25 protein-coding genes and 1 other RNA gene are annotated in these 25,760 nt (G+C 56.1%); 11 read left to right on the top strand and 15 right to left on the bottom strand.

Translation table 11 applies throughout. The features are described from left to right. The first annotated feature begins 39 nt into the window (after positions 1-39). Positions 40-321 (top strand): hypothetical protein, encoded by a 282-nt coding sequence (locus tag KQI10_RS11245; RefSeq protein ID WP_216567486.1) that lies wholly within the window; start codon positions 40-42, stop codon positions 319-321. A 37-nt stretch (positions 322-358) separates the two neighbouring features. Here KQI10_RS11245 and KQI10_RS11240 read toward each other — a convergent pair whose 3' ends face one another. After that, entirely contained in the window at positions 359-1,225 is an 867-nt protein-coding gene (locus tag KQI10_RS11240) for a hypothetical protein (protein WP_216567485.1), read from the bottom strand. 133 nt (positions 1,226-1,358) lie between these two features. Here KQI10_RS11240 and KQI10_RS11235 point away from each other — a divergent pair, with 133 nt between their 5' ends. Next, positions 1,359-1,538, top strand: coding sequence for a hypothetical protein (locus tag KQI10_RS11235; RefSeq protein ID WP_216567484.1), 180 nt, complete (start codon positions 1,359-1,361; stop codon positions 1,536-1,538). A gap of 53 nt (positions 1,539-1,591) precedes the next feature. Here the strand turns inward: KQI10_RS11235 and KQI10_RS11230 are convergent, their stop codons facing one another. From KQI10_RS11230 to KQI10_RS11170, 13 genes are all read right to left on the bottom strand, one after another. Next, entirely contained in the window at positions 1,592-3,874 is a 2,283-nt protein-coding gene (locus tag KQI10_RS11230; RefSeq protein WP_216567483.1) for an ATP-dependent Clp protease ATP-binding subunit, read from the bottom strand. Positions 3,875-4,091: 217 nt separating this feature from the next. Next, on the bottom strand, positions 4,092-5,459 hold the full coding sequence (locus tag KQI10_RS11225) for an FAD-dependent oxidoreductase (RefSeq protein WP_253285260.1): 1,368 nt from the start codon (positions 5,457-5,459) through the stop codon (positions 4,092-4,094). Continuing rightward, positions 5,434-6,009: a hypothetical protein gene (locus KQI10_RS11220; RefSeq protein WP_216567482.1), complete on the bottom strand. Its 576-nt coding sequence runs from the start codon at positions 6,007-6,009 to the stop codon at positions 5,434-5,436. The genes KQI10_RS11225 and KQI10_RS11220 overlap by 26 nt, the downstream gene beginning before the upstream one ends. A gap of 10 nt (positions 6,010-6,019) precedes the next feature. Continuing rightward, positions 6,020-8,170: a hydantoinase/oxoprolinase family protein gene (locus KQI10_RS11215; RefSeq protein ID WP_216567481.1), complete on the bottom strand. Its 2,151-nt coding sequence runs from the start codon at positions 8,168-8,170 to the stop codon at positions 6,020-6,022. A 116-nt stretch (positions 8,171-8,286) separates the two neighbouring features. Next, entirely contained in the window at positions 8,287-9,588 is a 1,302-nt protein-coding gene (locus tag KQI10_RS11210) for a C4-dicarboxylate ABC transporter (RefSeq protein WP_216567480.1), read from the bottom strand. Positions 9,589-9,664: 76 nt separating this feature from the next. Further along, entirely contained in the window at positions 9,665-10,360 is a 696-nt protein-coding gene (locus tag KQI10_RS11205) for a hypothetical protein (protein ID WP_216567479.1), read from the bottom strand. 14 nt (positions 10,361-10,374) lie between these two features. Next, the gene (locus tag KQI10_RS11200) at positions 10,375-11,352 is read right to left on the bottom strand and encodes an ROK family transcriptional regulator (protein ID WP_216567478.1); all 978 of its coding nucleotides are present in this window, start codon (positions 11,350-11,352) and stop codon (positions 10,375-10,377) included. Between the two features lie 285 nt (positions 11,353-11,637). Then, complete coding sequence (gene truA, locus KQI10_RS11195) at positions 11,638-12,426, bottom strand: tRNA pseudouridine(38-40) synthase TruA (RefSeq protein ID WP_216567477.1); 789 nt, start codon at positions 12,424-12,426, stop codon at positions 11,638-11,640. Positions 12,427-12,433: 7 nt separating this feature from the next. Beyond that, positions 12,434-13,240: an energy-coupling factor transporter transmembrane protein EcfT gene (locus KQI10_RS11190; RefSeq protein WP_216567476.1), complete on the bottom strand. Its 807-nt coding sequence runs from the start codon at positions 13,238-13,240 to the stop codon at positions 12,434-12,436. Beyond that, entirely contained in the window at positions 13,233-14,096 is an 864-nt protein-coding gene (locus tag KQI10_RS11185; protein ID WP_216567475.1) for an energy-coupling factor transporter ATPase, read from the bottom strand. Before KQI10_RS11185 ends, KQI10_RS11190 begins: the two co-directional genes overlap by 8 nt. A gap of 19 nt (positions 14,097-14,115) precedes the next feature. After that, on the bottom strand, positions 14,116-14,964 hold the full coding sequence (locus KQI10_RS11180) for an energy-coupling factor transporter ATPase (protein ID WP_256445317.1): 849 nt from the start codon (positions 14,962-14,964) through the stop codon (positions 14,116-14,118). Between the two features lie 38 nt (positions 14,965-15,002). Further along, positions 15,003-15,869: a class I SAM-dependent methyltransferase gene (locus tag KQI10_RS11175; protein WP_216567473.1), complete on the bottom strand. Its 867-nt coding sequence runs from the start codon at positions 15,867-15,869 to the stop codon at positions 15,003-15,005. Between the two features lie 17 nt (positions 15,870-15,886). Further along, positions 15,887-18,652, bottom strand: coding sequence for a transglycosylase domain-containing protein (locus tag KQI10_RS11170; RefSeq protein ID WP_216567472.1), 2,766 nt, complete (start codon positions 18,650-18,652; stop codon positions 15,887-15,889). 378 nt (positions 18,653-19,030) lie between these two features. Between KQI10_RS11170 and KQI10_RS11165 the strand changes: the two genes are divergently transcribed. The 7 genes from KQI10_RS11165 (at position 19,031) to KQI10_RS11135 (ending at position 24,135) form a co-directional block, all read left to right on the top strand. After that, complete coding sequence (locus KQI10_RS11165; protein WP_216567471.1) at positions 19,031-19,330, top strand: DUF1292 domain-containing protein; 300 nt, start codon at positions 19,031-19,033, stop codon at positions 19,328-19,330. Between the two features lie 6 nt (positions 19,331-19,336). Next, a non-coding RNA gene (ssrS, locus tag KQI10_RS11160) (6S RNA) lies at positions 19,337-19,539 on the top strand. Between the two features lie 201 nt (positions 19,540-19,740). After that, positions 19,741-20,064, top strand: a complete 324-nt coding sequence (locus tag KQI10_RS11155) for a hypothetical protein (RefSeq protein WP_216567470.1) — start codon at positions 19,741-19,743, stop codon at positions 20,062-20,064. Beyond that, positions 20,054-21,595, top strand: coding sequence for an LTA synthase family protein (locus KQI10_RS12005; protein ID WP_216567469.1), 1,542 nt, complete (start codon positions 20,054-20,056; stop codon positions 21,593-21,595). The genes KQI10_RS11155 and KQI10_RS12005 overlap by 11 nt, the downstream gene beginning before the upstream one ends. A 185-nt stretch (positions 21,596-21,780) precedes the next feature. After that, the gene (locus KQI10_RS11145; protein ID WP_216567468.1) at positions 21,781-23,382 is read left to right on the top strand and encodes a peptidylprolyl isomerase; all 1,602 of its coding nucleotides are present in this window, start codon (positions 21,781-21,783) and stop codon (positions 23,380-23,382) included. A 52-nt stretch (positions 23,383-23,434) separates the two neighbouring features. Further along, a complete protein-coding gene (locus KQI10_RS11140) occupies positions 23,435-23,785 on the top strand; it encodes a TSUP family transporter (protein ID WP_216567467.1) in 351 nt (116 codons plus the stop codon). Beyond that, positions 23,773-24,135, top strand: a complete 363-nt coding sequence (locus KQI10_RS11135; RefSeq protein WP_216567466.1) for a sulfite exporter TauE/SafE family protein — start codon at positions 23,773-23,775, stop codon at positions 24,133-24,135. Before KQI10_RS11140 ends, KQI10_RS11135 begins: the two co-directional genes overlap by 13 nt. Positions 24,136-24,613: 478 nt before the next feature. Here the strand turns inward: KQI10_RS11135 and ruvX are convergent, their stop codons facing one another. Further along, on the bottom strand, positions 24,614-25,027 hold the full coding sequence (ruvX, locus tag KQI10_RS11130) for a Holliday junction resolvase RuvX (RefSeq protein ID WP_216567465.1): 414 nt from the start codon (positions 25,025-25,027) through the stop codon (positions 24,614-24,616). 327 nt (positions 25,028-25,354) lie between these two features. On the opposite strand from ruvX, the gene rpmG reads away from it, so the two are divergent. Both rpmG and secE read left to right on the top strand, forming a co-directional pair. Then, positions 25,355-25,504 carry a 50S ribosomal protein L33 gene (gene rpmG, locus KQI10_RS11125; protein WP_216567464.1) on the top strand — a complete coding sequence of 50 codons (150 nt, stop codon included), beginning with the start codon at positions 25,355-25,357 and terminating at the stop codon, positions 25,502-25,504. A 15-nt stretch (positions 25,505-25,519) separates the two neighbouring features. After that, a complete protein-coding gene (secE, locus tag KQI10_RS11120; RefSeq protein WP_216567463.1) occupies positions 25,520-25,750 on the top strand; it encodes a preprotein translocase subunit SecE in 231 nt (76 codons plus the stop codon). Positions 25,751-25,760: the final 10 nt, after the last annotated feature.

The following is a 25,760-nucleotide window of genomic DNA, read 5'->3' as shown; positions in this document are numbered from 1 at the left end:
ATAATACCTCTGAATCCAATTGATTCGGAGGAGAAATGTATGAAAAAGTATTCGCTGTTGTTCTTATCAGCCGTTCTTATGCTGTGTCTGCTGACCGGCTGCCGGGGCGGAAATCAGGCGACAACGCCTATGACTACCGTGCCTACTACTCAGGCCACCGCCGCGCCGACCACCATGCCGACCACCGAGTCCACCGCCCGGGACACCACGCCCACAATGGACAATGGCAACGGCCCCCTGATGACGGAGCAGACCCAGGAAAGCACCCGGCAGACCAACGGAACCACCATGATCCCAACCGAAAAGAATTCCAACCGATAACGGCAAACGAGGCGGCAATATTGCCGCCTCGCGTTTTTTACAGAAATGTAATGTATCTTTGCAGCCCCTTCTTCTGCCGCTCGACTTCCGCCTGGGCGGCCTCTATGGGGTCGGCGTTTTCAGCCTGCCGCCAGGCCTGGGTGACCATGGCCCCCGCACAGTAGGCTGCTCCCCTGCCCAGCTTGTCGAAAGCATAGGAAACATGCTTCAGGTTGGCGCTGGGGTAATCCAGACCATCCGCCAGCAGGAAAAGATTTCCATATTTCGCCCGAAGATTTTTCAGACTGTCCGGCGCGCCCGCGGAAGCGGCAATCCCCACCCGGGCATAGCCAAACTTTCCCAGCAGGCTGTCGGCATAGCGGCTGACCCGGTCCGCTGCGGCCATATGCACCAGACGCGTACCATTGAGCAGGTCCTGCAGCTCCGGGGCAGTGCGGTTGGGCGTCCTGGCCGTGGCAAACACATCCTTGCGCATCGTTTCACAGTATGGCAGAAACGGCTCCAGCACATCGCTTCCGGCGTAGAACGGGATCTGCACGCCGTCACAGCGGTATATGCTCTCCGGCCCCAAAAGAGCTGCGCCCGCCAGCTCCGCCGTCTCGCGGTTGCCCAGTTCCGGCGCCTCCAGCAGAACATAAAAGCCCAACTCGAACGCCCGCTTTGTCAGTTCCGGAAGGATTTCAAGCATCTGCACACCCAGCAGCGCAAGGGCGCTGAGCCGAAAGCGGACCGCCGGGATCTGCCCCTTTAAGCGCTTCATCAAGTCCAGACAATACTGCCTGTACCCCTCCGGAAAACTCTTTTCCGCATAACATTCCGGCAGCTGGCCGGGAAACAGCGTCATGTCCACCGTCAGCGCCGATTTTCGTTTTCTGATCTTCTCCTGCAGCCCATCCACCGACATACGCCAGCCTCCCGCTCTTTTTTATTCAGTATAACATAGTTTTCGCAGGAATGAAAGAGGAGAAAAAGCTTCCAGCGTGTATTTTCCCACAATGGGCATACTAATGCCATCCTACAAAAAGGAGGAACCAAACATGAACGCAAAAGGCTGGGCAATTTCCGCGGGACTTGGGGCAGCCGCCGGGATGGTGGCCGTGCTGATGATGCCCCGGACCAATCCCACCCGCAAGCTGGCTGCCAAAGCCGCCAACAAAATGGAGGATGTGGCCTGGAAAATCTCCGACACTCTGTCCGATAAATTCGACGATCTGTAAGGCGCGCAAACGGCGGCACCGCCTTTCCGGCAGTGCCGCCACACTATGATTCTTTATGCCTCCTGAACGTCCAGCTTGATCACCCCGTCCTCCATCCGGGCGGAGATGCCGGAGATTGGTTTTTCAAAGCTGTCGATAACTGCCTCGCTGATGGGATCCTCCAGCTCCTTCTGGATAATCCGGCGCAGATTCCGCGCCCCGTAGACCACGGAATAGGCATCGTCCACCAGATGCTGCCTGACCTCATCCGTCCAGGCAAAGTCCAGGCCCCGGTTCCGAAGGCTGTCCTGCAATTCTTCCAGCATAATGTCGGCAATGCCCAGGAAGTTCTCTTTCGTCAGGTGATTGAAGGTGATGATCTCGTCCACACGGTTCAGGAACTCCGGCCGCAGGAAGCCCTGCAGGGCCTTCATGGTCCGTTCCTTTACCTGATCCGTGTCCGTTCGGCCAAAGCCCATGCTGCTGACGCTGCCCTCAGAACCGGCATTGGTGGTCATGACGATGACGGCATTCTCAAAGTTCACGGTTCTGCCCTGAGAATCCGTGATCCGGCCGTCGTCCAGCACCTGCAGCAGGATATTCATCACATCCGGATGGGCCTTTTCAATTTCGTCAAAGAGCACCACGCTGTAGGGCTTCCGGCGGATGGTCTCTGTCAGCTGTCCTGCTTCGTCATAGCCCACATAGCCGGGAGGCGAACCAATCAGCTTGGAAACCGTGTGCTTCTCCATATATTCGGACATGTCCAGCCGGATCAGCGCGTCCGTGCTGTCGAACATATCGTTTGCCAGGCACTTGACCAGCTCCGTCTTGCCCACGCCGGTGGGACCGGCGAAGATGAAGGATACGGGACGGCGCTTGGGAGAAATACCCACCCGATTCCGGCGAATAGCCCGGGACACAGCCTCTACGGCATGATCCTGGCCCACAATGTGCGCCTTCAGCCGTTCATCCATGCCCTTGAGCTGCTTGTATTCCTGGGCCTTGATCTTAGAAGCGGGAATCTTTGTCCACAGCTCTATGATCCGGGCCAGATTATCCATGGTAACAGCGGGAGCGGGGATCTTTTCCAGCGCCTCGATGTCGGACGCCAGCTGGCACAGCTTGCTGCGAATGGTCGCCAGACGCTCAAAATCCGTGTTCTCCGTATCTTCATTGAGCATACGGAGCTCCAGTTCGTAGTCATCCCGCTCCTTTTTCAGCTCAGCCAGTCTGGATATCTCCTTGCTGCGCAGATTCACATCGGAACAGGCCTCGTCCAGCAGGTCGATGGCCTTATCCGGCAGGAACCGGTCCGTAATATAACGCTCGGAAAGGACAACGCACTGCCGGGCGATCTCCGGGGAGATGGAAACCCCATGGAATTCCGCATAGGTTCTGGCAATGCCCTGCAGAATCTGGCAAGCCTCCTCTATGGTAGGCTCCGCCACAGAGACGGGCTGGAACCGGCGCTCCAAAGCGGCGTCCTTCTCGATATATTTCCGGTACTCATTGAATGTTGTAGCGCCGATGACCTGGATTTCACCCCGGGACAGCGGAGGCTTCAGAATATTGGCGGCGTTCATGCTGCCCTCGGCGTCTCCCGCGCCCACCAGATTGTGGACCTCGTCAATGACCAGAATGATATTTCCGCAGGCCTTGATCTCTGTGATCAGACTCTTCATGCGGCTCTCGAACTGCCCCCGGAACTGGGTGCCTGCCACCAGAGCGGTCAGATCCAGCAGAAAGACCTCCTTGTCCCGCAGCTTATAGGGCACATCCCCGGCCACGATCCGCTGCGCCAGGCCCTCGGCAATGGCGGTCTTACCCACGCCGGGTTCGCCCACCAGGCAGGGGTTGTTCTTCTGGCGGCGGTTCAGAATCTGAATGACCCGCTCCGTCTCCACGTCCCGGCCAATGACCTTATCCAGCTTGCCCTCTCTGGCCCGGGCGGTCAGATCCATACAGTAGCTGTCCAGGAATTTATGCTTGCTTTTCTTTTCCTTCCTGGGTTCTTTCTCTTTGGTCTCGGCGTTCTCCGGCTGCCTGGCAGACTTTGGCATACCGCCAAAGAGCTGATTCATCAGAGGAAAAGTGGCAGTCTGGCTGTCTACCTCATCGTCTTCGCCCTCGCTGTCGTCCTTCTGGCCGAACATACTGCTCATTTCGTCGGAAATCATGTCCAGATCCTCTTCGGAAATGCCCATCTGCTTCACAGCCTGGTCAATCTGAGGGATGCCCAGCGTCCGGGCACACTTGATACAATACCCCTCATTGAGGGTAACGCCGTTTTCCACCTTGGTAATGAAGATCACGGCCACATTCTTTTTGCATTTGCAACACATTTTCGGCTGCATCGACTTTCACTCCTTTTGCGGGTTGCCCCGCCGCATCGGACCGGAACAGTCTTCTGCGCATTCTTTTCCCAGTACTATACCACACATCTTCAAAAAAAGCGAAAACAAATTATTAAGAATATGGCAAGGCATTGGCATCACCGAACACCACAGGACAAAACAAAGCCGACTCCTCAGCCGTAGTCAACGGTTGGAGAGCCGGTTTTATGGTCCATAATTATGACTGATACTCCTCCAGGAACACGCCGTCTTCCCGAAGCGTCTTCCGCAGAACGTCCGTATCCAGTCTGTTTGCCGCCTGGCCCGTTCCGGCGCTCTGGGCGGCGGCGGTTCCGGCGGCCTGTCCCATGGCCATGACAATAGGTGTTACACGCACAGCCGCGCACGCCTCATGGGTCGCGCTCAGGCAGCGGCCCGCCACAATCAGATTCTCCACCTGCTCCGTCACCAGAGACCGGTAAGGAATGGAATACCAGCTGCCTTTCCTTAAAAAGCGATGCTTCATAGCCGCGCCATCCGGGGAATGAATATCAATGGGATAACCTCCCATTGCGACGGCATCGGAGAACATGGTATTGTTGAGCAGATCCTCGGCTGTCAGCTTGTAGATTCCGTCAATTTTCCTGCTCTCCCGAATGCCAATGCTGGGGCCCGTCATTTCCAGACGGCAGTTCTCAAACCCCGGAATATTCCGGCGCATAAACGCAACGATCTGATGCGCCTGCTTTCGGCCTTCAATCTCCGCCTCTGTCAGCTCAAAGGGATCCACCGCGGACTTTCGGATAATCCGGGACATATTCAGGATAAATTCTCCCTTGCTGTTTGTTTCAAAGCACAGCACCATATCCCGATCCACGTCAAATTCTCCGGCAGCCTTGGCAGCCTTTATCCTGGAATAGGCCCCCTGGATGCCCGTCCGGGGAATCTCCTCCAGATGGTCGAAGGGGATGGTTTGCAGCATATCCTCCCGGTTATCCTTTACGAATTCCATAACCCGGTCCCGGTCAACTCCCGCAACCTTGATGTTCATGGTCATAGGCTGGGCCAGATGGTCCGCGGGGCGGCCGTAAACGCTGGACACGCCCGCATTGGTGGCAAGATCCGCATCGGCGCTGCAATCCAAAAACACCTTGGCTTTGACATCAAAGAAGCCGTTCTTTGCGTACAGCGTCACTTTGGCAATCCGGCCCTGCTCCACGGTACACCCGGTATATACCGTGTGATACAGCAGCTCTGCCCCTGCCTCCAGAGCCATGGATTCCAGCACAAGCTTCATGCCCTCCGCGTCAAAAGGCGTGATACTGCTGGCATATCCGACAAAGTCCTCCATATGTCCGGGAGACATTCCCAGAGCCTGAAGCCTTGAAACGATCTCATCCGGGATTCCCCGGACTACCTGGGTATCCCCCGCGTGAAACGTCATCTGAGGCCCCACACCGCAGCCGGTCAGCGCGCCGCCAAGGTACCCATTGCGCTCGACCAACAGCGTTCTGGCTCCATGCCTTGCGGAAGCAATGGCAGCGACAGCGCCCGCGGGTCCGCCGCCGATGATCACAACATCATAGTTCAGATTTCGATCCATCATGCTTTTTCTCCTCCAGCCAGAGTTCATAATAGGTTCTGGCAAAGCCGTGCGCTCCGATCTCCGACAGAGCCCGGATTCCCGTTTTGCCAATTTTCAGCGGTCCAAGCACCAGCGCCGGCACCTGGTAGTCCCGGCTTGTCAGGCCAAGCTGGGTCACTTCCAGAAAATGATAGTATTCATGACTTAAAATCAGATTTACCGCTTGCTGATACTCCAGGCCATTTTCCTTTGCCCACATGCCTACCGATTTTGCGTAGATATTGACGCACTTCCGTCCGGAAATATAGTCGCTGAAGTATCGGCGCCCGCCTACCACATAATCCGTATCCTTCTCCAGCAGCGTCAGGCCATTGCGCCGGGCAATGCTGTAAAAGTCCATGGAGCCCTTTTCCTGCCGGAACAGCTGTTCTGCCGCCTCGCTGCCCTTCCGCCAGGCAGCCTCCACAATCGCGGCCCGGTCCTTTTCAGGAATCTTGCCGTAACAAAGATCATAGGTCAGCTCCTGATCTGCCAGTTCTCTTCCCGGGAACGGGTAACGAAACTGCTCCATAACCCTTTCCTCACGCGTCCACGCGCTTGGTAGCGGCAAGAATCAGAGGCTCCGTCTGCGCAAATCCGGCCAGCTCCACGTTGCCCAGGCTTGCGATCTGTTCGCCCTTCTGCATACCGGACAGGTCAATGATCCGTTTTCCCAGTACAAGATAAACATTGGGCAGATTGGTGCCGCCGTCGTTGTATTCCGTCAGCTCCTCCAGAATCCAATGGAGATCCTTCTCCCAGCTGCCCACGGTCGTCTGGCGGACCCAGGCATTGTTCTTTTGCAGGCGGATAATGCCCTCTTCATCGATCAGCCGCAGCGGATGGGTGGTCTTCTTCACAAGGCCGAAGAGCTTCTTCTCGTTCTTCTCATATTGAACCGCCCACATGGAACCGTTCTTTGCGGCAAAGCGCAGCTTCGCTTTGTCGGCTCCCAGATTTTCCGCGGCAATTTCCAGCAGCCGGTCCTCCGTGAGCTTCTGCTTCATTCTGTCCTTGCTGCGCATTTCCGTAGCGCCTACCGCAATGGCCCGGATAATATTTCTCTGGGTATCCACTTCTACACTTACTTCTATCGTTCCGGGGGCAGCACCGTTCTGAATTGCCTTCTGCTCCGCCTCTCTGCGGACGCTGATAATATCCGCATCCGTAGGATTGGTAACGCTGCGCTCCACCATGTCCCGCACCATGGCAAGGGCCACACCAATTGTAGAGATGACAGGGGCGTTCTTGGCGATCCGGGACTTGTGGCCCATGGTCTCCGCCAAATGCGGCACAACCGCCGCCGCTCCGCCGCCGCCGCCTACAAAAACAGTGTGCTTCGGATCCATCTCATAATCCTTCATCAGCTGGGCAGCAACTTTGCTGTTTTTTGCAGCCGCGAACGCAAGAACCTTTTTGGCGGCCTCTTCCACCGTGCAGCCCATGTTGTCTGCCAAAGGCTGCCAGGCCTTCCGCGCGGCCTCGGTATTTCCGTAAGCGTAATCCTCCGGATGCACATAGCCCGCCAGGTTCGCCGCGCCGGCCATAGTCAGCGCTACGCGAACGCCGTTTGCGCATTCAATGCACGCGTATTCGGGGTCCGTTTCCATGGGGCGAACGGAAGCGAGCTTCGGCTCCACAATCTTCTCGGCAGGCGTATAGACCTCGTAGTCCAGGCCCGCGATATGGGCGCTTCTGGGCCCGGTATCCACAGCCTTGCCATTCTTGATCTCCACCATGCTGCCGCCGCCGATGCCAACGGTGCGCACGTCCAGACTGTTCAGATAGGTCTTATGCCCGCCTACTTCGGCATAACGGATCATGACCTTGCCGTCCTTGACGCAAGAGATATCGGTAGAAGTGCCGCCCACCTCAAAGAACAGGCCATCTGTGAGTTTTTCGTACATCAGCGCGCCGGCAACACCTGCCGCGGGGCCGGAAAGGATGGTAAGAATCGGGCGGTTGCGGACCTCGTCCACAGTCATAACTCCGCCGTCGCAGCGCATGACCATCAGCGGGCTTTCGATTCCCGCTGCTTTGATGCTCTGATCCGTCATCGTAGCTGCCTCCAGCATTTTGGGCATGATGCTGGCATTGACGACCGCTGTACGGGTGCGGATCTTCAGGCCATACAGCTTGGAAATGTCGTTGGTCGCGGTACCGGGCAGCCCCATGTCCTTGCACAGTTCCACAGTACGGTTTTCCCGGGCAGGATCATCAACACTGAACGCCTCCGCCGCCACAAAGCTGGTGCAATCCTGCTTTTTCAGGGTTTCCAGTGCGGTACGGATCGCGGCGTCAATATCCGCAGCCGCTGTGTCTACATAGACATTGTCTGACTTCAGATACTTTCCGGGCGCCAGCTCAATATTGCCAATGGTCGTATCGCCCTTACTTTTCGCGCCCTGCAGGCCCTGTCCCAATGTCACAACGCCCACCTTAGCCACATCGCCCTCCAGGAGTGCGTTGGTAGCCTGGGTCGTTCCGTGCGCAATAAACGTCACATCCTCCGGCGCAATATGGTACTGCTCCATTACCTTGTGCAGCACCTGCACAATACCGGCCGCCACACCTTCCTTTGCGGTGTGGGTCGTGGGGGTTTTTACCGCGCCAATCAGCGCGTACGTGTCATTATCGATTGCTACAGCATCCGTAAAGGTGCCGCCGACATCAATACCGATCCGAACTTTCATAGATAGCCTCCTGTTATGTTTTATTTACTGATTTCAGGCCTCAGCCGGAGCCTGCCCCGACTCAGGCCCGAAATCAGGCGGGGTGCCCGGTTTCCCGGGCACCCTCCGGGGATATTTTAGAAATACAGCACAGCGCTGACTACAACGCCGACCACAGCAACTGCCCACAGGTAGGGCAGCAGCTTCTTGGTGATGCCGTTGACATCCACCTCAGCAAAGTTTGCAGTCCAGACATTCTGGGTGTTGGTGGGGTCGCCGCAGCCCTGAATCCGCTCAGCGGCCAGGAAAGCACCCATAACGGCCATGGGGGACAGGGTGCCCAGACCGATCACCAGCGCCGCGATGCCGGAGCCCAGGCCAAACAGGTTCATGGGTCCGCGGTACAGGGACAGAGGTGCCAGCAGGGAGAAGAAGATGATGTAAGCAACCTTGTTGGAGGGAACCACGGCCAGCAGGAAGGGATTCAGGACTTCCTTGACCATGGGATGGGTCACGGCCAGGTAGAGAATACCGATGCCGATCATCAGAATGATTGCGGGGCCGCCATCCGTAATACCGTCATAGCAGGTCTTGACCAGAGTGTTCATAGCCTTGGAGAAGCTCTTGGAGGTAAACAGCAGGATCCAAATGATGCCGGCCATGAAAGCGGGGCACACGGGCACCTTAAAGGCAGCAACCAGAATGATGGGAATCAGCGGGGTAAGCATTGCCAGGCCGCCGCGAACGCCGCTGAGCTGCTTGGTGGGCTGCGCATCCTCGACGGGGGCAGAGAACGCGAACTTCACGCCGTTGCGCTTGAACTCTACAAATACAAGGATCAGTGTCGCGATAACGGTAGCAGCAAGCATATAGACCTCAAAGCCTTTGATCTGCTCGATCTCCAGGCTGAAAATGCTGGAGAAGGTCTTCCAGTTGGCGATGTTGAAAGTCAGGCCGCAGGTAAACGCCATCAGGAAAATGCAGGCCGCGCTCATAGCGGGAACGCCGACGGAGATCAGGATGGGCAGAACAATGGAGCCGACCATGATGATGGAGCCCAGGCCGCTCAGAGTGGTGAACAGGACCGCGCAGGCAGCAACCATAATCAGAGTGACGACCAGAGGACGATCACCGCCCAGTTCCGCGCTCTTCTTGATAATGTTCTCGGTGACGCCGGTCTTGTTCATCAGCTGACCCAGCCATGCGCCAAAGACCACGGCCATGATCGCGCTGCCCATACGAACGGTACCGGCCTCCAGGACGGTCTGCAGCCAGCCGATGTTGGTGCCTTCCGCATTCACGCCTACGGCGGGAACGCCGGCGATCAGGCAGATCACAACCGCCATCAGAGGAAGCGCCAGAAGCGTGGGGATCTTCTTTGTCATCATAAGCGCCGCGATGATGACAAAGGCCAGGATAATCAGGGAACCTTGCAACATAATATCTTCTCCTTTTCTATTTTTGGCTTTCGCCAGTTTTATCGACACCCGCTTTGATACGGGTGAAACGACTGCCTTACAGGCTCTCTACAGCCTCGCGGAACTGTGCGGTGACACGCTTCAGCGTCTCAGCGTCCGGCTCCTTGCCCATGACGATTGCTCCGATCATGACCGCCTTGCAGCCCGCCTCATACAGATGCCTGACCTCGCAGGGCTTGATCTTCCGCTGGGTGGGAATCAGGCAGGGCTTGCCGGACTTCTCAACCAGATCGCTGTAGCGCAGAATGTCGGCATAATTCAGGTCCGTACCATAATTCTCACCGGGCTGAACGGAGCACTCCAGCACATCAATGGCGGAACGGCGCACAGCATCCAGTGTATTTTCGTTGTAGGTGTAGTCAATTGCAACCATCTTCGTCAGCTTTTTGCTCTCCATCATATGGCAGGGAAGATGCTGGCTGTAAGAACTGAAGAACTTCAGTCCCATATCCTCCAGCTCCAGCCGCTCCTCAGCCGTGATAAAGGCGTCGGCTCCGCCGGGAACCAGACCGACAGGCACATCGCCGCACAGTTCGATCAGCCGGCGCAGAAACTCCCGATTCTCAGCGTAGGTCCCGAAGGTATGACCGCTGGCACGGTGCCACACGTTGCAGTGTACCTTTACCGCCTGGGCTCCTCCATCCAACGCCGCCTGAGCAAGCTCCAGCTTATTGGAGGGCAGGCTCACAACCAGGCTGAATTTGTTTGTTTCGATCATCTGCTTAAATTCCATAGTTGCCTCCTAAGTCATCCGCGGTTAAATAATATATCAGACCGGAGCCGCCGCGCATAAAGCACAGCGCAGCGTTCCGTTTGTCTGCGCATCAACAGGTGTACCTCCGGTACCCGTTCAGGAGGCAGCCGCTTTCGCAGCTGCTCCTGAAGTCTGGAACCCAACTGCTCCCGCAGGCCATCCCCGCAGGACAGGAACACATTCTGAATCAGAAACAGCGAGCACAGCAGCGCCACAAGAATGCCAAGCTTTTCGGCATCCGCGTCCTCCGGCACCAGATCTTCCAGGCATCGGGTCCCGGACTCAAAAAAATCGCTGCGGATCGGTACAGGCTGATCCTGCTGTGTCACGGCAACCACTACCCGCTCCCCCAATGTGATCTGGGCGCTGTTGTTCACCTGCTTCCGTTCTCCCAGCGCGTCCTTCACCGTGTAAATCTGCGCGTAGTCCTCGAAAACCGGAATTCGGAACTCTGAGATCAGCGCCTCCTTCAGCGTAATGCTCGCGGACGCAAATCCCGTGGAATACATTACCCGGAAATCGTTTTCCCGCATATCCTCCTGGAAAAGCAGCCCGATTCCAACCAACGGACGCGATTCCGTGCGGAATGGAGAAGCGGCTTTAATAATCGCGTCCAATAACTCATTTCCAGACAGATAGGAAGCGGAGAGAGTACTATGCTCCAAAAGCTCCAGCGCCATATCGAACAGGCTGACCCCCACGCCTGACCTGCCGACCTCAACCACCGCAATACAGCCGTAATTGGGGTTCAACATCAATTCCGTCCTGCTGCGGCCCGCCGTTACCTGGCTTCCGCCCTCAGTAAGGAGCCCTTGTTCCAGCAATTCGGCCACCAATGTGGATACCGTACTCGGAGCAAGTCCCGTCTTCTGGGCAATCTCCACTCTGGAAAGCAAACCGCTGTCCAAAACAGACTGGATAATCACATGGCGGTTGCGCCGCTTCACGTCTCTCAAGCCCCGCTTCTGCATAAATCATCTTCCCTCTTTCCGCTTTCTTCGGAAATCGAATTTGTTATTTCGGGTTCCGAATTAAGTTGTTTCTATGCTAACACCATCGTACTTCAAATGCAAGCGTTTTTGTTATTTTCTATTTTTTATACATTTTACGCAGTCATGATTTGTTCAAAATGTCAATATCGAGCGGCCCGTACCGATAGCGGCATTGCACCTGTCTTTAATAAAAACGCGGGCGGAGGTATCTGATTACCTCCGCCCGCGTTCCGGACAATTCCAACACTCTATCATTTGGTTTTTTCACTCAGACTGAAATGTATCCGCGCAGCCGCATTCGAATTTATCGATTCCATCGTCATACCACAGGTGGGTCATGTAAAGACCTCCGGCGGGGACCGTAGGGCCGGCAGCCGTGCGGTTGCCGGAATCCAGGATGGCGCCGATGTCGGAGGGCTTGATTTTTCCCTCCGCGGCATAGACCACGGTCCCTGCCATGGCCCGGGCCATATTGTACAGGAAGCCGTTGGCGCAGACCTTCAGAATCACCAGATTTCCCCGGCGCTCCACGTTGTAGTAGTAGACCGTCCGGACGGTGGACTTCACATCCGTGCCCACAGAGCGGACCGCGGCAAAATCGTGAGTACCCACAAACTGGTCCGCCGCCGCCTGCATGACCGCTTCATCCAGATGCCGGGGATAAAACCAGGCCCGGTCCACATAGAAAGGATCCTTTAATCTGGAATTGTAAATCTGATAGGTATACTCCTTGCGGACACAGGAGCCGATGGCATTGAAGTTTTCGTTCACCTCAAAGGCCTTCGTCACCACGATATCACATGGCAGGTGGGTATTCAGGGCATAGGGCAGACGGTCCACGGGAATGGTGGAATCCGTGCGGAAATTGGCCACATAGCACCGGGCATGGACCCCGGCGTCGGTCCGTCCGCAGCCTGTCACATGGACGCTGTGACCCACCACCTGGGCGGCAGCCTTTTCCACCGTCTCCGCCACTGTGGGCAGATTCTTCTGGACCTGCCAGCCATGGTAGCGGGTGCCGAGATAGGTCAGAAACAGAGCGATATTGCGCATCTTTTCCTCACAGTCCGAAGCCCGCCAGCACGGCGACCACCGCGATCAGGGCCGTCAGGCCGCCGAAGGCGTAAAAGTCGTTGCGGCCGTAGCGCAGCAGCTTCATTTTGGTGCGGCCCTCGCCGCCCTGATAGCAGCGGCACTCCATAGCCGTTGCCAGTTCGTCCGCCCGGCGGAAGGCACTGATGAACAGCGGCACCAGCACCGGAATCAAGGCTTTGGCACGGTCGATAATGCTGCCGTTTTCAAAGTCCGCGCCTCTGGCCTTCTGGGCGTTCATAATCTTGTCGGTCTCCTCAATGAGTGTGGGGATGAACCGCAGGGCAATGCACATCATCATGGACAGCTCGTGGACCGGCACATGGAGCTTCTTCAGCGGTCCCAGAAGGCTCTCCAAGCCGTCCGTCAACGCAATGGGTGAGGTGGTATAGGTCAGCAGGAAGGTGCCGGAGATCAGCATCAGAATGCGGCTGGTCATAAAAATGGCCCGGGTCAGGCCCTCGGAGGTGATGGTCAGTTTCCAGATCTTCACCAGTACAACGCCGCCGTCGGAATAGAAAAGGTTCAGCACACCCGTAAAAATCAGGATGACCACCAGAGGCTTCATACCCGAAACAATGGATTTCGGCGGGATCTTCGATACGGAGATGGCCAAAATCAAAAACGCAAGCACCACACCGTAGGAGATCCAGCTCTTTGCCAGGAACAGCGCGACAATGTAGAGAATCACGCCCAGCAGCTTGGTCCGGGGATCCAGCCTGTGGATCACGGACGTTCCGGGGAAATACTGGCCAAGGGTAATGTCTTTAAGCATGGCCCTTCCCCTCCTTCAGACGCAGCAGCTCGAAAACCGCCTGCTCGATGGTATAGACGTTCTTCACATCCGCGCCCAGCTCACGCAGCCGCAGGAACACCTGGGTCACCTGTGGAATGCTCAGGCCCATGTCCAGCAGCTCCCGGACATGCTCAAAGACCTGGCTGGGGGGCGCGTCCATGACGAGTTTCGAGCCGTTCATGACCAGCAGCCGGTCCGTCAGACGCGCAACATCCTCCATAGAATGGCTGACCATCAGAATGGCCGCGTTCTTCGCCTGCCGGTAGGCCTGGATATTGCCCAGAATCTCCGCGCGGCCAATGGGGTCCAAACCTGCCGTTGGCTCGTCCAGAATAAGCACCTCCGGTTCCATGGCAATGACGCCCGCAATGGCCACCCGGCGCTTTTGTCCGCCGGAGAGGTCAAAGGGTGAGACCTCCAGTTGCTGCTCCGTCAGGCCCACAAAGCCCGCGGCTTCCCGGACACGGCGGTCAATCTCTTCCCTGGAGAGGCCCATATTGGTGGGGCCGAAAGCAATGTCTTTATAGACCGTCTCCTCAAAGAGCTGGTACTCCGGGTACTGGAACACCAGACCTACCCGGAACCGGGCTTCCCGCGTAAATTTTTTATCGGACCAGATGTCCTGCCCGTCCAGCAGCACTCTGCCGGAGGTCGGCTTCAGCAAACCGTTGAGCTGCTGCATCAGCGTAGACTTTCCGGAACCCGTATGGCCGATAATGCCCACGAATTCTCCGGGATTTATGGAAAAGGAAACGCCGTCCAGCGCCTTATGCTCAAAGGGGGTACCGATGCTGTAAACAAAGGTCAGGTCTTCTGCCTGCAAAATTGGTTTCAATGTTGATTCCTCCCACACGTCAGGTCTTCAGCCAATCGTAAAGTGCCTGCGCGCATTCTTCGGGGGTCAGGGCATCCAGAGGCAGGTCAAAACCCTTCTGCCGCAGTGCCCAGCACAGTTCCACGCTGTCCGGCGCCGCAAGTCCCAGCTTATGGAGCATCTCCACCTGGGAGAATACCTGCTTCGGCGTACCGTCCGCCGCAACCTTGCCTTTATCCAGCACAATGACCCGCCGGGCCTGTGCCGCCTCGTCCATATGGTGGGTAATAAGCACCACGGTAATTCCTTTTTCCCGGTTCAGCTTTTCCACCGTTTCCATCACATCCCGGCGGCCTCTGGGATCCAGCATAGCCGTCGGCTCGTCCAGAACAATGCACTTGGGCTCCAGAGCAATAACGCCCGCAATGGCGACGCGCTGCTTCTGGCCGCCGGAAAGCAGATGCGGCGCGTGCTCCCGGTATTCGTACATGCCCACCTGTTTCAGGGCCTTATCCACCCGGCGGCGGATCTCCGGAGCGGCAACGCCAATGTTCTCCGGGCCGAAAGCCACGTCCTCCTCCACCACATTTGCGACGATCTGGTTGTCCGGGTTCTGAAACACCATACCGACGCACCGGCGGACAGCCATAACGCGGTTCAGGTCGGAAGTGTCAATGCCGTCAACATACACCTTTCCGCCGGAGGGCAGCAATATGGAATTGAAATGCTTCGCCAGAGTGGATTTTCCGCAGCCGTTTGTGCCCAGGATAGCCACAAAGCTGCCGCTTTCAATGGTAAGATTTAAGTTTTCGAAGACCTGAGTTCCCTTCTGCCCGTCCAGATCCGGATAGACATAGGCCAGATGCTCCACAGAAATAATATCTTCCAAAAATGAATCCTCTTTTCTAGGTTCTTTGAAGTTCAAACTCAGGGCATCCATCTGCCGGTCGCGCCACAGGGCAGGACCAGTCCGGACTCCTTTACAGGAAGGCCAAGCTCCCCTGCTTCCGTCTTTCCTCCGTGCTCCGGACCGAAGACCACATCGGCGGCGTAGCTCACAGCGGAAGGCGCAAGGCCGGTCGTATAGGAATTGATAATGACAAACAGGGGGTCATCCGACAAAAGCCTGGCCGTCTGCTGCAGGAAGGGGAAAAAGCTGGTTTCCATCTTCCAGATCTCCCCGCTGGGGCCCCGGCCATAGCTGGGCGGATCCATGATGATGCCGTCGTATTTTCTGCCACGACGCAGCTCCCGCTGAATGAATTTGCCGCAGTCATCCACGATCCAGTGGATGGGCCGGTCCGCCAGACCGGAGGCAGCGGCGTTTTCTTTCGCCCAGGCAACCATACCCTTAGAAGCATCCACATGGTAGACCTCCGCCCCGCCGGCGGCGGCCGCCAGAGTGGCGCCGCCGGAATAGGCAAACAGGTTCAGCACCCGGACAGGACGGCCCGCGGAGGCCACCTTTTCCCGGATAAAGTCCCAGTTGGCCGCCTGCTCCGGGAAGACGCCTGTGTGCTTGAAGTTCATGGGCTTGACGTTGAAGGTCAGATAGTCCTTGTACCTGATCTGCCAGCGCTCCGGCAGATGATGGTCCGACCAGTGCCCGCCGCCCGTAGAGGAGCGGATATACCGGGCATCCTGCCTTTTCCACATAGGGTTGCTGTGAGGCGTGCTCCAGATGACCTGAGGGTCCGGGCGCACCAGAATATAGTTTCCCCAGCGCTCCAGGCGTTCGCCGTCAGAGGCATCCAGAACCTCATAATCCTTCCATTGATCCGAAATCCAAAGCATGATCTCTCTCCTTTTTCTTACCAGATGGGATCGTCCGAGCCGTCATCTCCGCCCCAGCCGCCGTTATCGCCATTGTCGCTGCCGCTGTTGTCTTCGCTGCTGCCGCCGTTGTTGTTCTGGTTGCCAAAATCCTCATAGGCCTGCTGGTTGTGGAGGGGGCAGACGATATAAGGGGTATCCATGCCGTTGTTGGCGTTACCGCGGAAGCCGCTCCAGGCAATGCCGTTGCCGTCGGCGTCCACCAGATAGACATAGCTGTCCTGGTAATACTCCGCCTTCAGGCCGGCATTCATGGCAGATTTGATCTCATCGACCTCGCTCTGGGTCATCTTTACCAGAGACCGGGTCTCAATAACCGCGTCCGGGAACAGGCTGCAGAAAGGCGTCGCCACACCGCCGCCGGTGACACAGTAGTCCACCGTCACATGCTTGTCACAGTATTCCGTAGGCGCATCCTCCGGGTAGCAATTCACGGTAGCCACTCTGGAAACCCCCCGGATATCCGCGGAGCAGGCGGCTGTAGCCAGCTTGCCGGAATCCAGACAGACGGTCACGCTCTGGAAGCCCGCACCGCTGTAGAGGGACTTGGCGGGCAGGCCATCATGGATGGGCTGCATGACCATTTTCCACAGTCTTGCGGCGGGATTTCCGTAGTTGCCGGTCAGGTTGATCTGCTCCGGCTGGTTGTAGCCGCACCAGACGGCGGCGGTGTAATAGCCCGTGTAGCCGCAGAACCAGCGGTCCCGGTTGCTGGATGTGGTGCCGGTCTTGCCCGCGATGTTCTGTCCCGGGAAGATGGCCGCGCCGCCGGTGCCGTAGTTGGCCGCGTTGTACAGGCAGTAGTTCATATACTCCACGGTCTTCTCCCGCAGAATCTGGCGGTTGTCCTGGGTATTGTCCAGAACGATCTGGCCATCGGAGTTGTAGACTTTTGTATAGGTTCTGGCCTCCCGGTAGACGCCGTTGTTGGCGAAGGTGGCATAGGCCGCGCTCATCTCCCGCACGGTAGAACCCACAGTCAGCGCGCCCAGCGCCAGAGGGGCTATGCCCACATCGGACAGGCTCTGACCATTGCTGAGGGAATAGCTGCTGGTCAAAGAATCCTGGCCGAAGTTGTATTTTGCGAAGCTGTAGCCATAGTCCGCGCCGATGGCCGTAAGGGTGTTGGCGGAAATCGCGTTGACAGAGGACACAATGCCGGAATAGATTGTTCTGGCATAGTTATATTCCCGGTTATCGTTTCTGGGGAAAGGTGTGCCGTCGTTGTACATGATGGGCATGTCCTTGATGACCGTCGCAGGACTGAAGCCGCCCTTTTCAAAGGCAGGGGCATAGACGGATATGGGCTTCTGAGAAGAACCCGTCTGGAGCTTGGCCTGAGTCGCCTTGTTATAAGCGAAGAAGTCCGTCTTTTCCCCTACACCGCCGGACAGGGCCACCACATCGCCTGTGCGGTTGTCGATGACCACAATGGCGGACTGGAGCTGCTGGGTGCTGCGGGTGGTGGGGATCTTGGACAGGTCCGTATAAACGGCATCCACCTGATTCTGCACATCCATGTCCAGGGTGGTGTAAATATGGTAGCCGCCCTTTTGGATCCGCTCCAGATAGTAGTTCCGGGTTTTTTCACCGGCGGATTCCCAGTCCACGCCGTCCTGCGCCGCCAGGTCAGAGGCTACATCCAGAATGGCCGCGTCCACAAACCAGGAATAAACGTTCTGAGAGGCATCCTGATTCACAGTCACCAGGCTATTGCATTCCGGGCAGTAGTAGCGTCCCTCCTCGCTGTGGAAGGTGGAAACTGTGCCGGAATAACCGCAGTTGTCACAGTTCGCCCAGCGATCCTGGGGATCGATACCCTCCTTGAAGACCATTTCCTGGGCAACGGCCTCGTCATGCTGCTCCTGGGACAGATAACCCTGGGCCAGCATTTCGGAGAGGACATTCAGCTGACGGTAGCGGTTCCGCCCGGCGCCGTCCCGCATTTCGCCCTTGTACTTGAAGACTTTTTTAGAGTATGGGTTGAACAAAGAGGGGTTATTGGTAATGCTGATCAGGCTGGCACACTCAGCGGTGGTCAGGCTCTGCAGTTCCTTGCCGAAATAGGCGGCGGCAGCGCTCTTGACGCCGTAGCAGCCCTTGCCCAGATAAATACGGTTCAGGTACTCATACATGATGACGTCCTTATCGTATTGCTTTTCGAACATCTGGGCCCGGAATATCTCCATGACCTTCCGCTGCACCGTAATGCTGTTCTCCTGGCTGACGTTCTTAATCAGCTGCTGGGTGATGGTGGAGCCGCCGAACTGGCTGTCGCCGCCGAAGAACATATTCATGCACGCCTTGACCGTTGTGATCCAGTCTACGCCCTGATGCTCATAAAACCGCTTGTCCTCAATGGCCACGGTAGCATTGATCAGATCCTGCGGGATCTCGTCCAGCGTGGCGATCTGCCGGTCCGTGGTGGTATAAATCTGCTGCAGCTGCTGAATATTTCCGCCGCTGTCCACATAATAAAGAAAAGAGGTCTTTTCCAGGTCGTAGTCGTCAATGGACCAGTCCGAGGCTTCCGTCAGAATATCATTTTGCAGATAGTCTCCCAGAGTGCCCACGAACACCACGCCGCAGACCAGCAGGATCAGGACCACCGTCAAAGCGGCGCCCAACGCGATCTTCAGCAGAGACAGCGCCGTGCCCCCCAGAGTATAGACCGTTTTCAGCGTCCAGTGGGGATTCCAGTCCTGGCGGACCTTCTTATTTCTCCTTTTCTTTTCGTTTGCCATGCGTATAACCTCCAATGCCGCGGCGCGTCCGCGGATCGAGCCTTTCTTGGGAATCGGGTAGAGACACGACTTTCCGTCATATCATCCGTAGACTATACCATATTTTCTCAGAAAACGAAAGCCCCAATTTCTTAATAAACCATAAATTCCGCCTTATCCGTTTCCGTTTCGTCAAGAACAGTGAAAAAAGTATGATGTCCCGTTTCTGTAGTATTCCCAGAAAACGGCCGGGGTTTTCCGCTTTTTTCTGGGCATAATCTGCGCAAGTTCCCACCCGGCGCAAAGATGCCGGAAGGCGCGCGATTTTTTCCTCTTGATTTTTTGGCCGTCCGGTTGTAGAATACAGACAAGAAAACCCCGGAAACAAAGGAGCAATCTATGGAAGATCAATATGGTTCCGACTTTATTACCATTGTGGATGAGGACGGCAAGGAATATGAACTGGAAGTTCTCTCCACGTTGGAATACAACGGCGAGACCTATATGGCCGTGATTCCCGCCGATGCCGGTGAGGAAGACGCGGAGTTTTCTCTGGAAGTCAGCATCCTCAAGTCCACAGAGGAAGATGGCGAGCCGCTTCTGACCGCCATTGAGGACGAGGAGGAACTGAAGGCAGTGTACGATCTCATGATGGAGGAACTGTACGCGGAAGACGATACGGAAGAAGAGGATCAATGATTCTTTCTTTCCCTGCTTGGTGCGTAGGCGTGTCCTTTTGGACCCACATTTTTGAATTGGGAAGTTAGACTTCCCGGCGGGATTGCAGACCTCCCGCCCTCGCTTCGACGTAGGGTGGACGCTGGGAGCAGAGAACGCCGGGAGCGGCAACCCACCTGCCGTTTCGTGCAGGTCATAATTGGATGCGTTACGGCTAAAGCGGGGTGCCCGGAGGACTTCGGTTCTCCGGGTTTTTGCATTGTCTGGCCATATGTGAATATTCCGTAAACATTCAGTCATTTTGTCGAAGATGTGTAAAGGAGCGCATTGACTTTTGCGAGAAATCTCTTATTATCTACCTTATGTCCTATTCTCTCCCGCGGTGTCGTAAAGGCTGCCCGCATTTATTTTTTAACAAAGGAGTACAAGCAATGGATCCGTTTTCCGCAACCATTACCCTCTGCAACCTGCTGCTGATTCCCCTGCTGATCTGCGAGGCCATGCGCAGAATGCTGAAGGTATCTCCCCGTTCTTTGGGGACAAAGCTGTGTTATCTCGGCTGGAATTATGTGCTCAGCGTTTTCGCCGGAAAGGAACTGCGCCAGGTCGCGGGTGTTATTTTACGGCGGGATATCACCACAGGCTCCCTGCAATACACGCTTTGCATTCTCTTCTGCTCCATCCTGGTGGGCTTCTTCACAGCTGTCATTGTAAAAAATATTTCTGTAAGTGTGGAATTTCAAAGTGAAAACTAAAGTAGAACGAAAACACTGCCCCTGGTGGCTGGATCTGATTGGCTTTCTCCTTTTCGCCGCGGGTATTTCCCTGCTGGCCGCCGTCCTGTGGGAAATCGAAACACTGAATGTAGGCATTGCGGAAATCATCTTTACGCTGACCTCTCCCCTGGACGGTGCAGATTCCGGCATTGCCCGGGGTGCTCTGCGGCAGTGTCTGCCCGGTGTTCTGATCCTGTGCGCACTATATGGAAGCTACCTCATTTACCTGCGTAAGTTCAACCGTCTGCATTTTACCATCCGGATCACGGCGTGGAAACACAGCTGCGCCATCCGTAGCAGAAATCTGTTTCGCTGGATCGCGGTGCTGATCCCTGTCCTTACATGGCTGGTGACCTGCTATACCATTGAGCGGAATCTGTTCTTCTCCAGCTACATAAAGGCTCAACTGGATAAGACGACCATTTACGAAGACTATTATGTCCGTCCCAGCGATGTGGAAATCTCCGCTAAGGGCAAAACCAAGAACATCATCTGCCTCTATCTGGAAAGCATGGAAGTCACCTACAGCTCCCGGGAGACTGGCGGATTCCAGGATATGAACCTGATGCCCAACCTGACGGAACTTGCCTATGACAACATATCCTTCGGCACAACGCCCGGCGGAAAACTCGGCGGCATGGAGACCATCACTGACACCGGCTGGACCTCCGCGGCACTCATGGCCACGACCTCCGGCGTACCGTTCTCCTTCCCCATGTCCGATCCCTCGGAAGTCGGTGTCAGCACCAGCTTTGCGCCGAATCTGGAGACACTCGGCAACGTTCTGCAGGAAAAAGGCTACACACAGGAATTTCTCTGCGGCTCCAACGCCAGCTTCGGCGGACGGCGCACCTATTTCACCGGCCACGGCAACTACGATATTTATGATTACGAAACTGCCATTTCCACAGGCCGGCTTCCCAGCGACTATTACGTCTGGTGGGGTTTTGAGGACTCCGTGCTGTATGATATTGCCAAGGAAGAGCTGCTGCGGCTTTCCGAGACCGGTGAGCCTTTTAACCTGACAATGCTCACCGTTGATACCCATTTCCCGGACGGCTATCTGTGCAGTCTGTGTGAAAAGGAAAAGAATTCCGTTCCCCTGGCCTCCATTGTGGAATGTGCGGACCGGCAGGCCGCCAATTTCATCCAGTGGTGCAAAGAGCAGGATTTCTACGAAGACACCGTGATCGTCGTCATGGGCGACCATCCCCGGATGGATACCCTGCTGGTCTCCGGCGCGGACATGGCGGACCGTAAGGTTTACGAGTGCTTCATCAACGCAGATGTAGCCCCCGATGCGCCGGATCCTTCCACCCGGCTCTTCTCCCATATGGACCTGTTCCCCACCATGCTCTCGGCCATGGGCTTCCAGATTGAGGGGGATCGACTGGGGCTGGGTGTCAACCTGTTCTCTCAGCAGCCGACCCTTGTAGAGCAATTGGGCCGTGAGGCGCTCAACGCGGAGTTGCAGAAGACTTCCAAATTCTACGAAGCGAATTTCTACTAAGCCACAGCGGCGGCGATCTGCCGCCGCTGTTTTCCTGCCCGAAATTCAAAATTTTTTGTTTCTTCCGGGAAAAGAGCTTTTTCCCTCTTGAAACCTGCGGAACTTTCCGTTATAATATCGGGGTCTATCTGCAAAATTACCTTTGCGGAATCGTCAGACCTATGAAAACGAGAGGAAATGATACCATGAGTGCATCCAGCAAGAAGAAGCTTCATGCTGAAGAAACCAATGTCAAGCTGACCGAAAAGCAGCTGGCTCAACAAAAGGAAGACAAGAAGGTCAGGGCCTATACCATCGCCTTTGCCGCCGTCCTGGCTGTTCTGGTCGTAGTCGCTGCCATCATCTTTATTGGGCGCGGCATCACAAACAGCGGTTCCCGGGAAAAGAAGACCGTGGCCCTGACGCTGGGCGACACCACCCTGAGCAATGCCGAGCTGAGCTATTACTTCATCGACACCGTAAACAACTTCTACTCCCAGAACGGCACCTATGCCGCCCTGTACGGCCTGGATACCGGCAAGGCACTGGATCAGCAGACCTTTGACGAAGACGCCGGTACGACCTGGGCAGACTACTTCCTGACCTCTGCCGAGCAGAGTGCCCGGGCTATCCACGCCGTTTACAATGAGGCGGTAGCCAACGGCCATACGCTCAGCGAGACGGAGCAGTCTCAGCTGGATTCTCTGGAGTCCACCCTGTCTCTGTACGCCTCTGTCTATGGCTACTCCAAGCCCGAGGCTTATCTGAAAGCCATGTACGGCAACGGCGCTGCTCTGGACTCCTATAAGGAATACTACCGCGTGAATCTGATGGCCAGCGGCTATCAGACCGAATACCGGAACGGCCTGACCTACACCGACGAGCAGGTAAAGGCCAAGGACGATGAGAACCCCGCCGTTTACAACTCCTACAGCTACAACCAGTACTACCTGAGCGCCAGCCGGTATCTGGATGACGAAGCCTCCAACGCCGACAAGGCCGCTGCCGCCGAGGCAGACGCCAAAGCTCTGGCAGGCGAGAACATTGACTCCGTGGAGGCTCTGGACGCCGCCATTGCCGCGCTGGATGTGAATGCGGACACCACCGCCTCCAGCTCCGCCATGGACGACACCCGCTATACCTCCGTCAACTCCGTCATTGCCCAGTGGATCAGCGATACCAGCCGGAAGGCCGGCGACAAGACCTATATCGCCAACACATCTACCACCACCGATGATGAGGGCAACGAGGTGGAGACCATCTCCGGCTACTACGTTGTCTACTACCGCTCCAGCACCGACAACCGCACACCTCTGGTGAATGTGCGCCACATTCTGGCAGGCTTCGAGGGCGGCACCACTGAGAACGGCACCACCACCTACTCCGATGAGGAGAAGGCTGCCGCCAAGGCAAAGGCCGAAGAATGGCTGCAAACCTGGGAAGACGGCGATGCCACCGAGGACAGCTTTGCCGCTCTGGCTACCGAGAATACCACCGACTCCGGCTCCAAGGACAACGGCGGCCTGTACGAGAATGTCTACCCCGGCCAGATGGTCAGCGCCTTCAACAACTGGTGCTTCGACGAGAACCGCAAGCCCGGCGACACCGGCATTGTGGAGACCTCTTACGGCTACCATGTCATGTACTTCGTGGGCCAGTCCGGTGAAACCTACCGGGAGTACCTGGTCAAGAACGACCTGACCAGCGAGGACTACACCAACTGGTACAACGCTCTGGTAGATGGTCTGGATATGACTGTGGGCAATACCTCCTATATCCGCACCAATCTGGTTTTGAAGTCCAAATAACTGAATGAATCGCACCTCCTCCGGGAATGCTTTCCGGGGGAGGTGCTTTTTTATGTGGAATTACATTCTGGCCGGCGGCTGCGCCGGAGTCATCGCGGGCCTGTTCGGAGCGGGCGGCGGGCTGGTGCTGGTGCCCCTGCTGCGCCGGTGCGGGGATCTGGCTTCGGATTCCGTATTTCCGGCCTCCGTCGCGACCATTCTGCCCATCTGCATGGTGACCATTCTGGTCACAGCCGGTCAAGGGAAGCTCCCTGTCAAGGAGGCGCTTCCTTATCTCGTAGGAAGTGGAGCGGGTGGGATTCTTGCGGGATTCTTCGGCAAAAAAATCCCGGTGCTGTGGCTGCACCGTATCCTAGGGCTGTTCATTCTCTGGGGAGGCATTCGGAATTTATGCAGAGCCTAGCCCTCGCCATTGCGGTCAGCACCGCGCTGGGCTTTCTCTCCGGTCTTGGCGTAGGCGGCGGCAGCCTGCTGATCCTGTGGCTCACCGGCCCGCTGGGCTGGCCGCAGGATCAGGCCCGGGCCGTGAATCTGCTGTTCTTTCTGCCGGGGGCGGCCATTGCGACCTTTCTGCGCAGAAAGAATATCCCCTGGAAAAAGCTTCTGCCCGCCATTGCCGCCGGCTGGCTGTGCGCGTGGGGTGCTTCCCTGCTCCAGGAACGTTTTCCGGAGGAATGGCTGCGAAGAGCCTTTGGGGTGCTGCTGATCTTTACCGGAATACGGGAGCTGAGGTATAAAGACAGAAACAGTTAGAGCAAATCCCGATGAACAGCAAAAGCCTTCCCCTGGGAGGGGAAGGTGCCGAGCAAAGCGAGGCGGATGAGGTCGAGACTTCGAATTATATACCGCCTCCGTTCTATTCCTCCAGCCTCAACCTCATCCGGCCTGCGGGCCACCTTCCCCTCCCAGGGGAAGGCTTGGGGGTTTCACTTTCAGGGTATACGTTCAACTTCCATTTTGGCTTAAATCAAAAGCAGTTCCTTAAGTTACCGGATTACTGTAGACTTTCAACTCTTGATTTGCATTTACAATAGCTGCCAGTAGCACCTATACCATAAAAAGTGATGGTGGACCGCCGATAGGCGGGACGCAGAACAGATGAAACGAAATTCTCACAGTTACGTTTTTGAAAACAGCACGTTTCTTCCTGGGCATTCCCGCATTTTATGTTGTACCGCCCCTCATCAGTCTCGGCGTTCCGCCGAGCCAGCTTCCCCCAGGGGAAGCCTTTTCAGCGCTTCTTGAACGCCAGGTAGCCCTCCAGGATCAAAGACGCGGCCACAGCGTCTACGGTGTTTTTCCGCTTCTGTCCATGATAATTGTGCGCGGAGAGGATGTTGTGGGCCTCCACTGTGGTCCGGCGCTCGTCCCACATGGCGACAGGAAGTCCTGCAGCCTCTTCCAGCTCTTTGGCAAAGGCTCGGCACAGTTCCGCCCGGGGACCCTCGGTGCCGTCCATATTCTTCGGAAGACCCACGACGATCTCCCCCACCTCGTTTTCCTTCGCCAATCGGATAATATCCGCCATGGCCTTTTCATGGTTCCGACTGGGCACCACCGCGGTAGAACCAACGATGGTGCAGAGTAAATCAGAGATGGCAATGCCTGTGCGGGCATCCCCGTAATCGATTCCCATAATACGCATAGTCTTTCCTCCCCCGGCGGCAATTCCCCCGGAACTTTTTTCTCTATTTTACAGGAATCTTCCGAAAAACGCAAGGGGTATGGCAGCGGGCGGTGGGGCAATTGCGATGATTTTTCACGGAATCAGCCCGAAACAGCAGGAAAAAAGTGAAAATAAATATTGACATCGGCCCTCCCCTATGCTAGAATGATTTCACCTGTGAAAAAGGGTTCTTTTTTTGTGCGCCTTTTTCAGCCCCGGAGCGATTTCCATTGTAGTTCATCGCTTTCTAAATCTTTTTTCTAGCCGGGTGTAATACAGGGAGGCAAATTTTAAGGAGGTGCCGTTATGCGCGTGAAAGTCACTTTGAGATGCTCTGAGTGCAAGCAGAGAAACTACAACACCATGAAGAACAAGAAGAACGACCCTGACCGTCTCGAGATGAAGAAGTACTGCAGATTCTGCAGAAAGCACACCACTCACACTGAGACCAAGTAAGGAGGACGCCCCATCATGGCAGAAGCAAAAAAGGAAAACTGGTTCAAGAGAACCTGGGGCAAGGTCTGCAAGTACTTCCGTGAGCTGAAGAGCGAACTGAAGAAGGTAGTCTGGCCCACTCCCCAGCAGGTGCTGAAAAATGCAGCCATTGTGGTCGCCTGCGTTGTCTGCGTCGGCGTTTTCATCTGGCTGTTTGACTTCGTTGCTCAGGTTGGCATTGACGCCCTGATTGGTGTCTTCCACTAAGGGTAGAAGT

It is taken from the genome of Pseudoflavonifractor sp. MSJ-30 (assembly GCF_018918045.1).
Classification (GTDB): Bacteria; Bacillota; Clostridia; order Oscillospirales; family Oscillospiraceae; genus Faecousia.
Note: the sequence above shows the minus strand (reverse complement) of the source record. Positions and strands in the feature narration are given on the sequence as shown.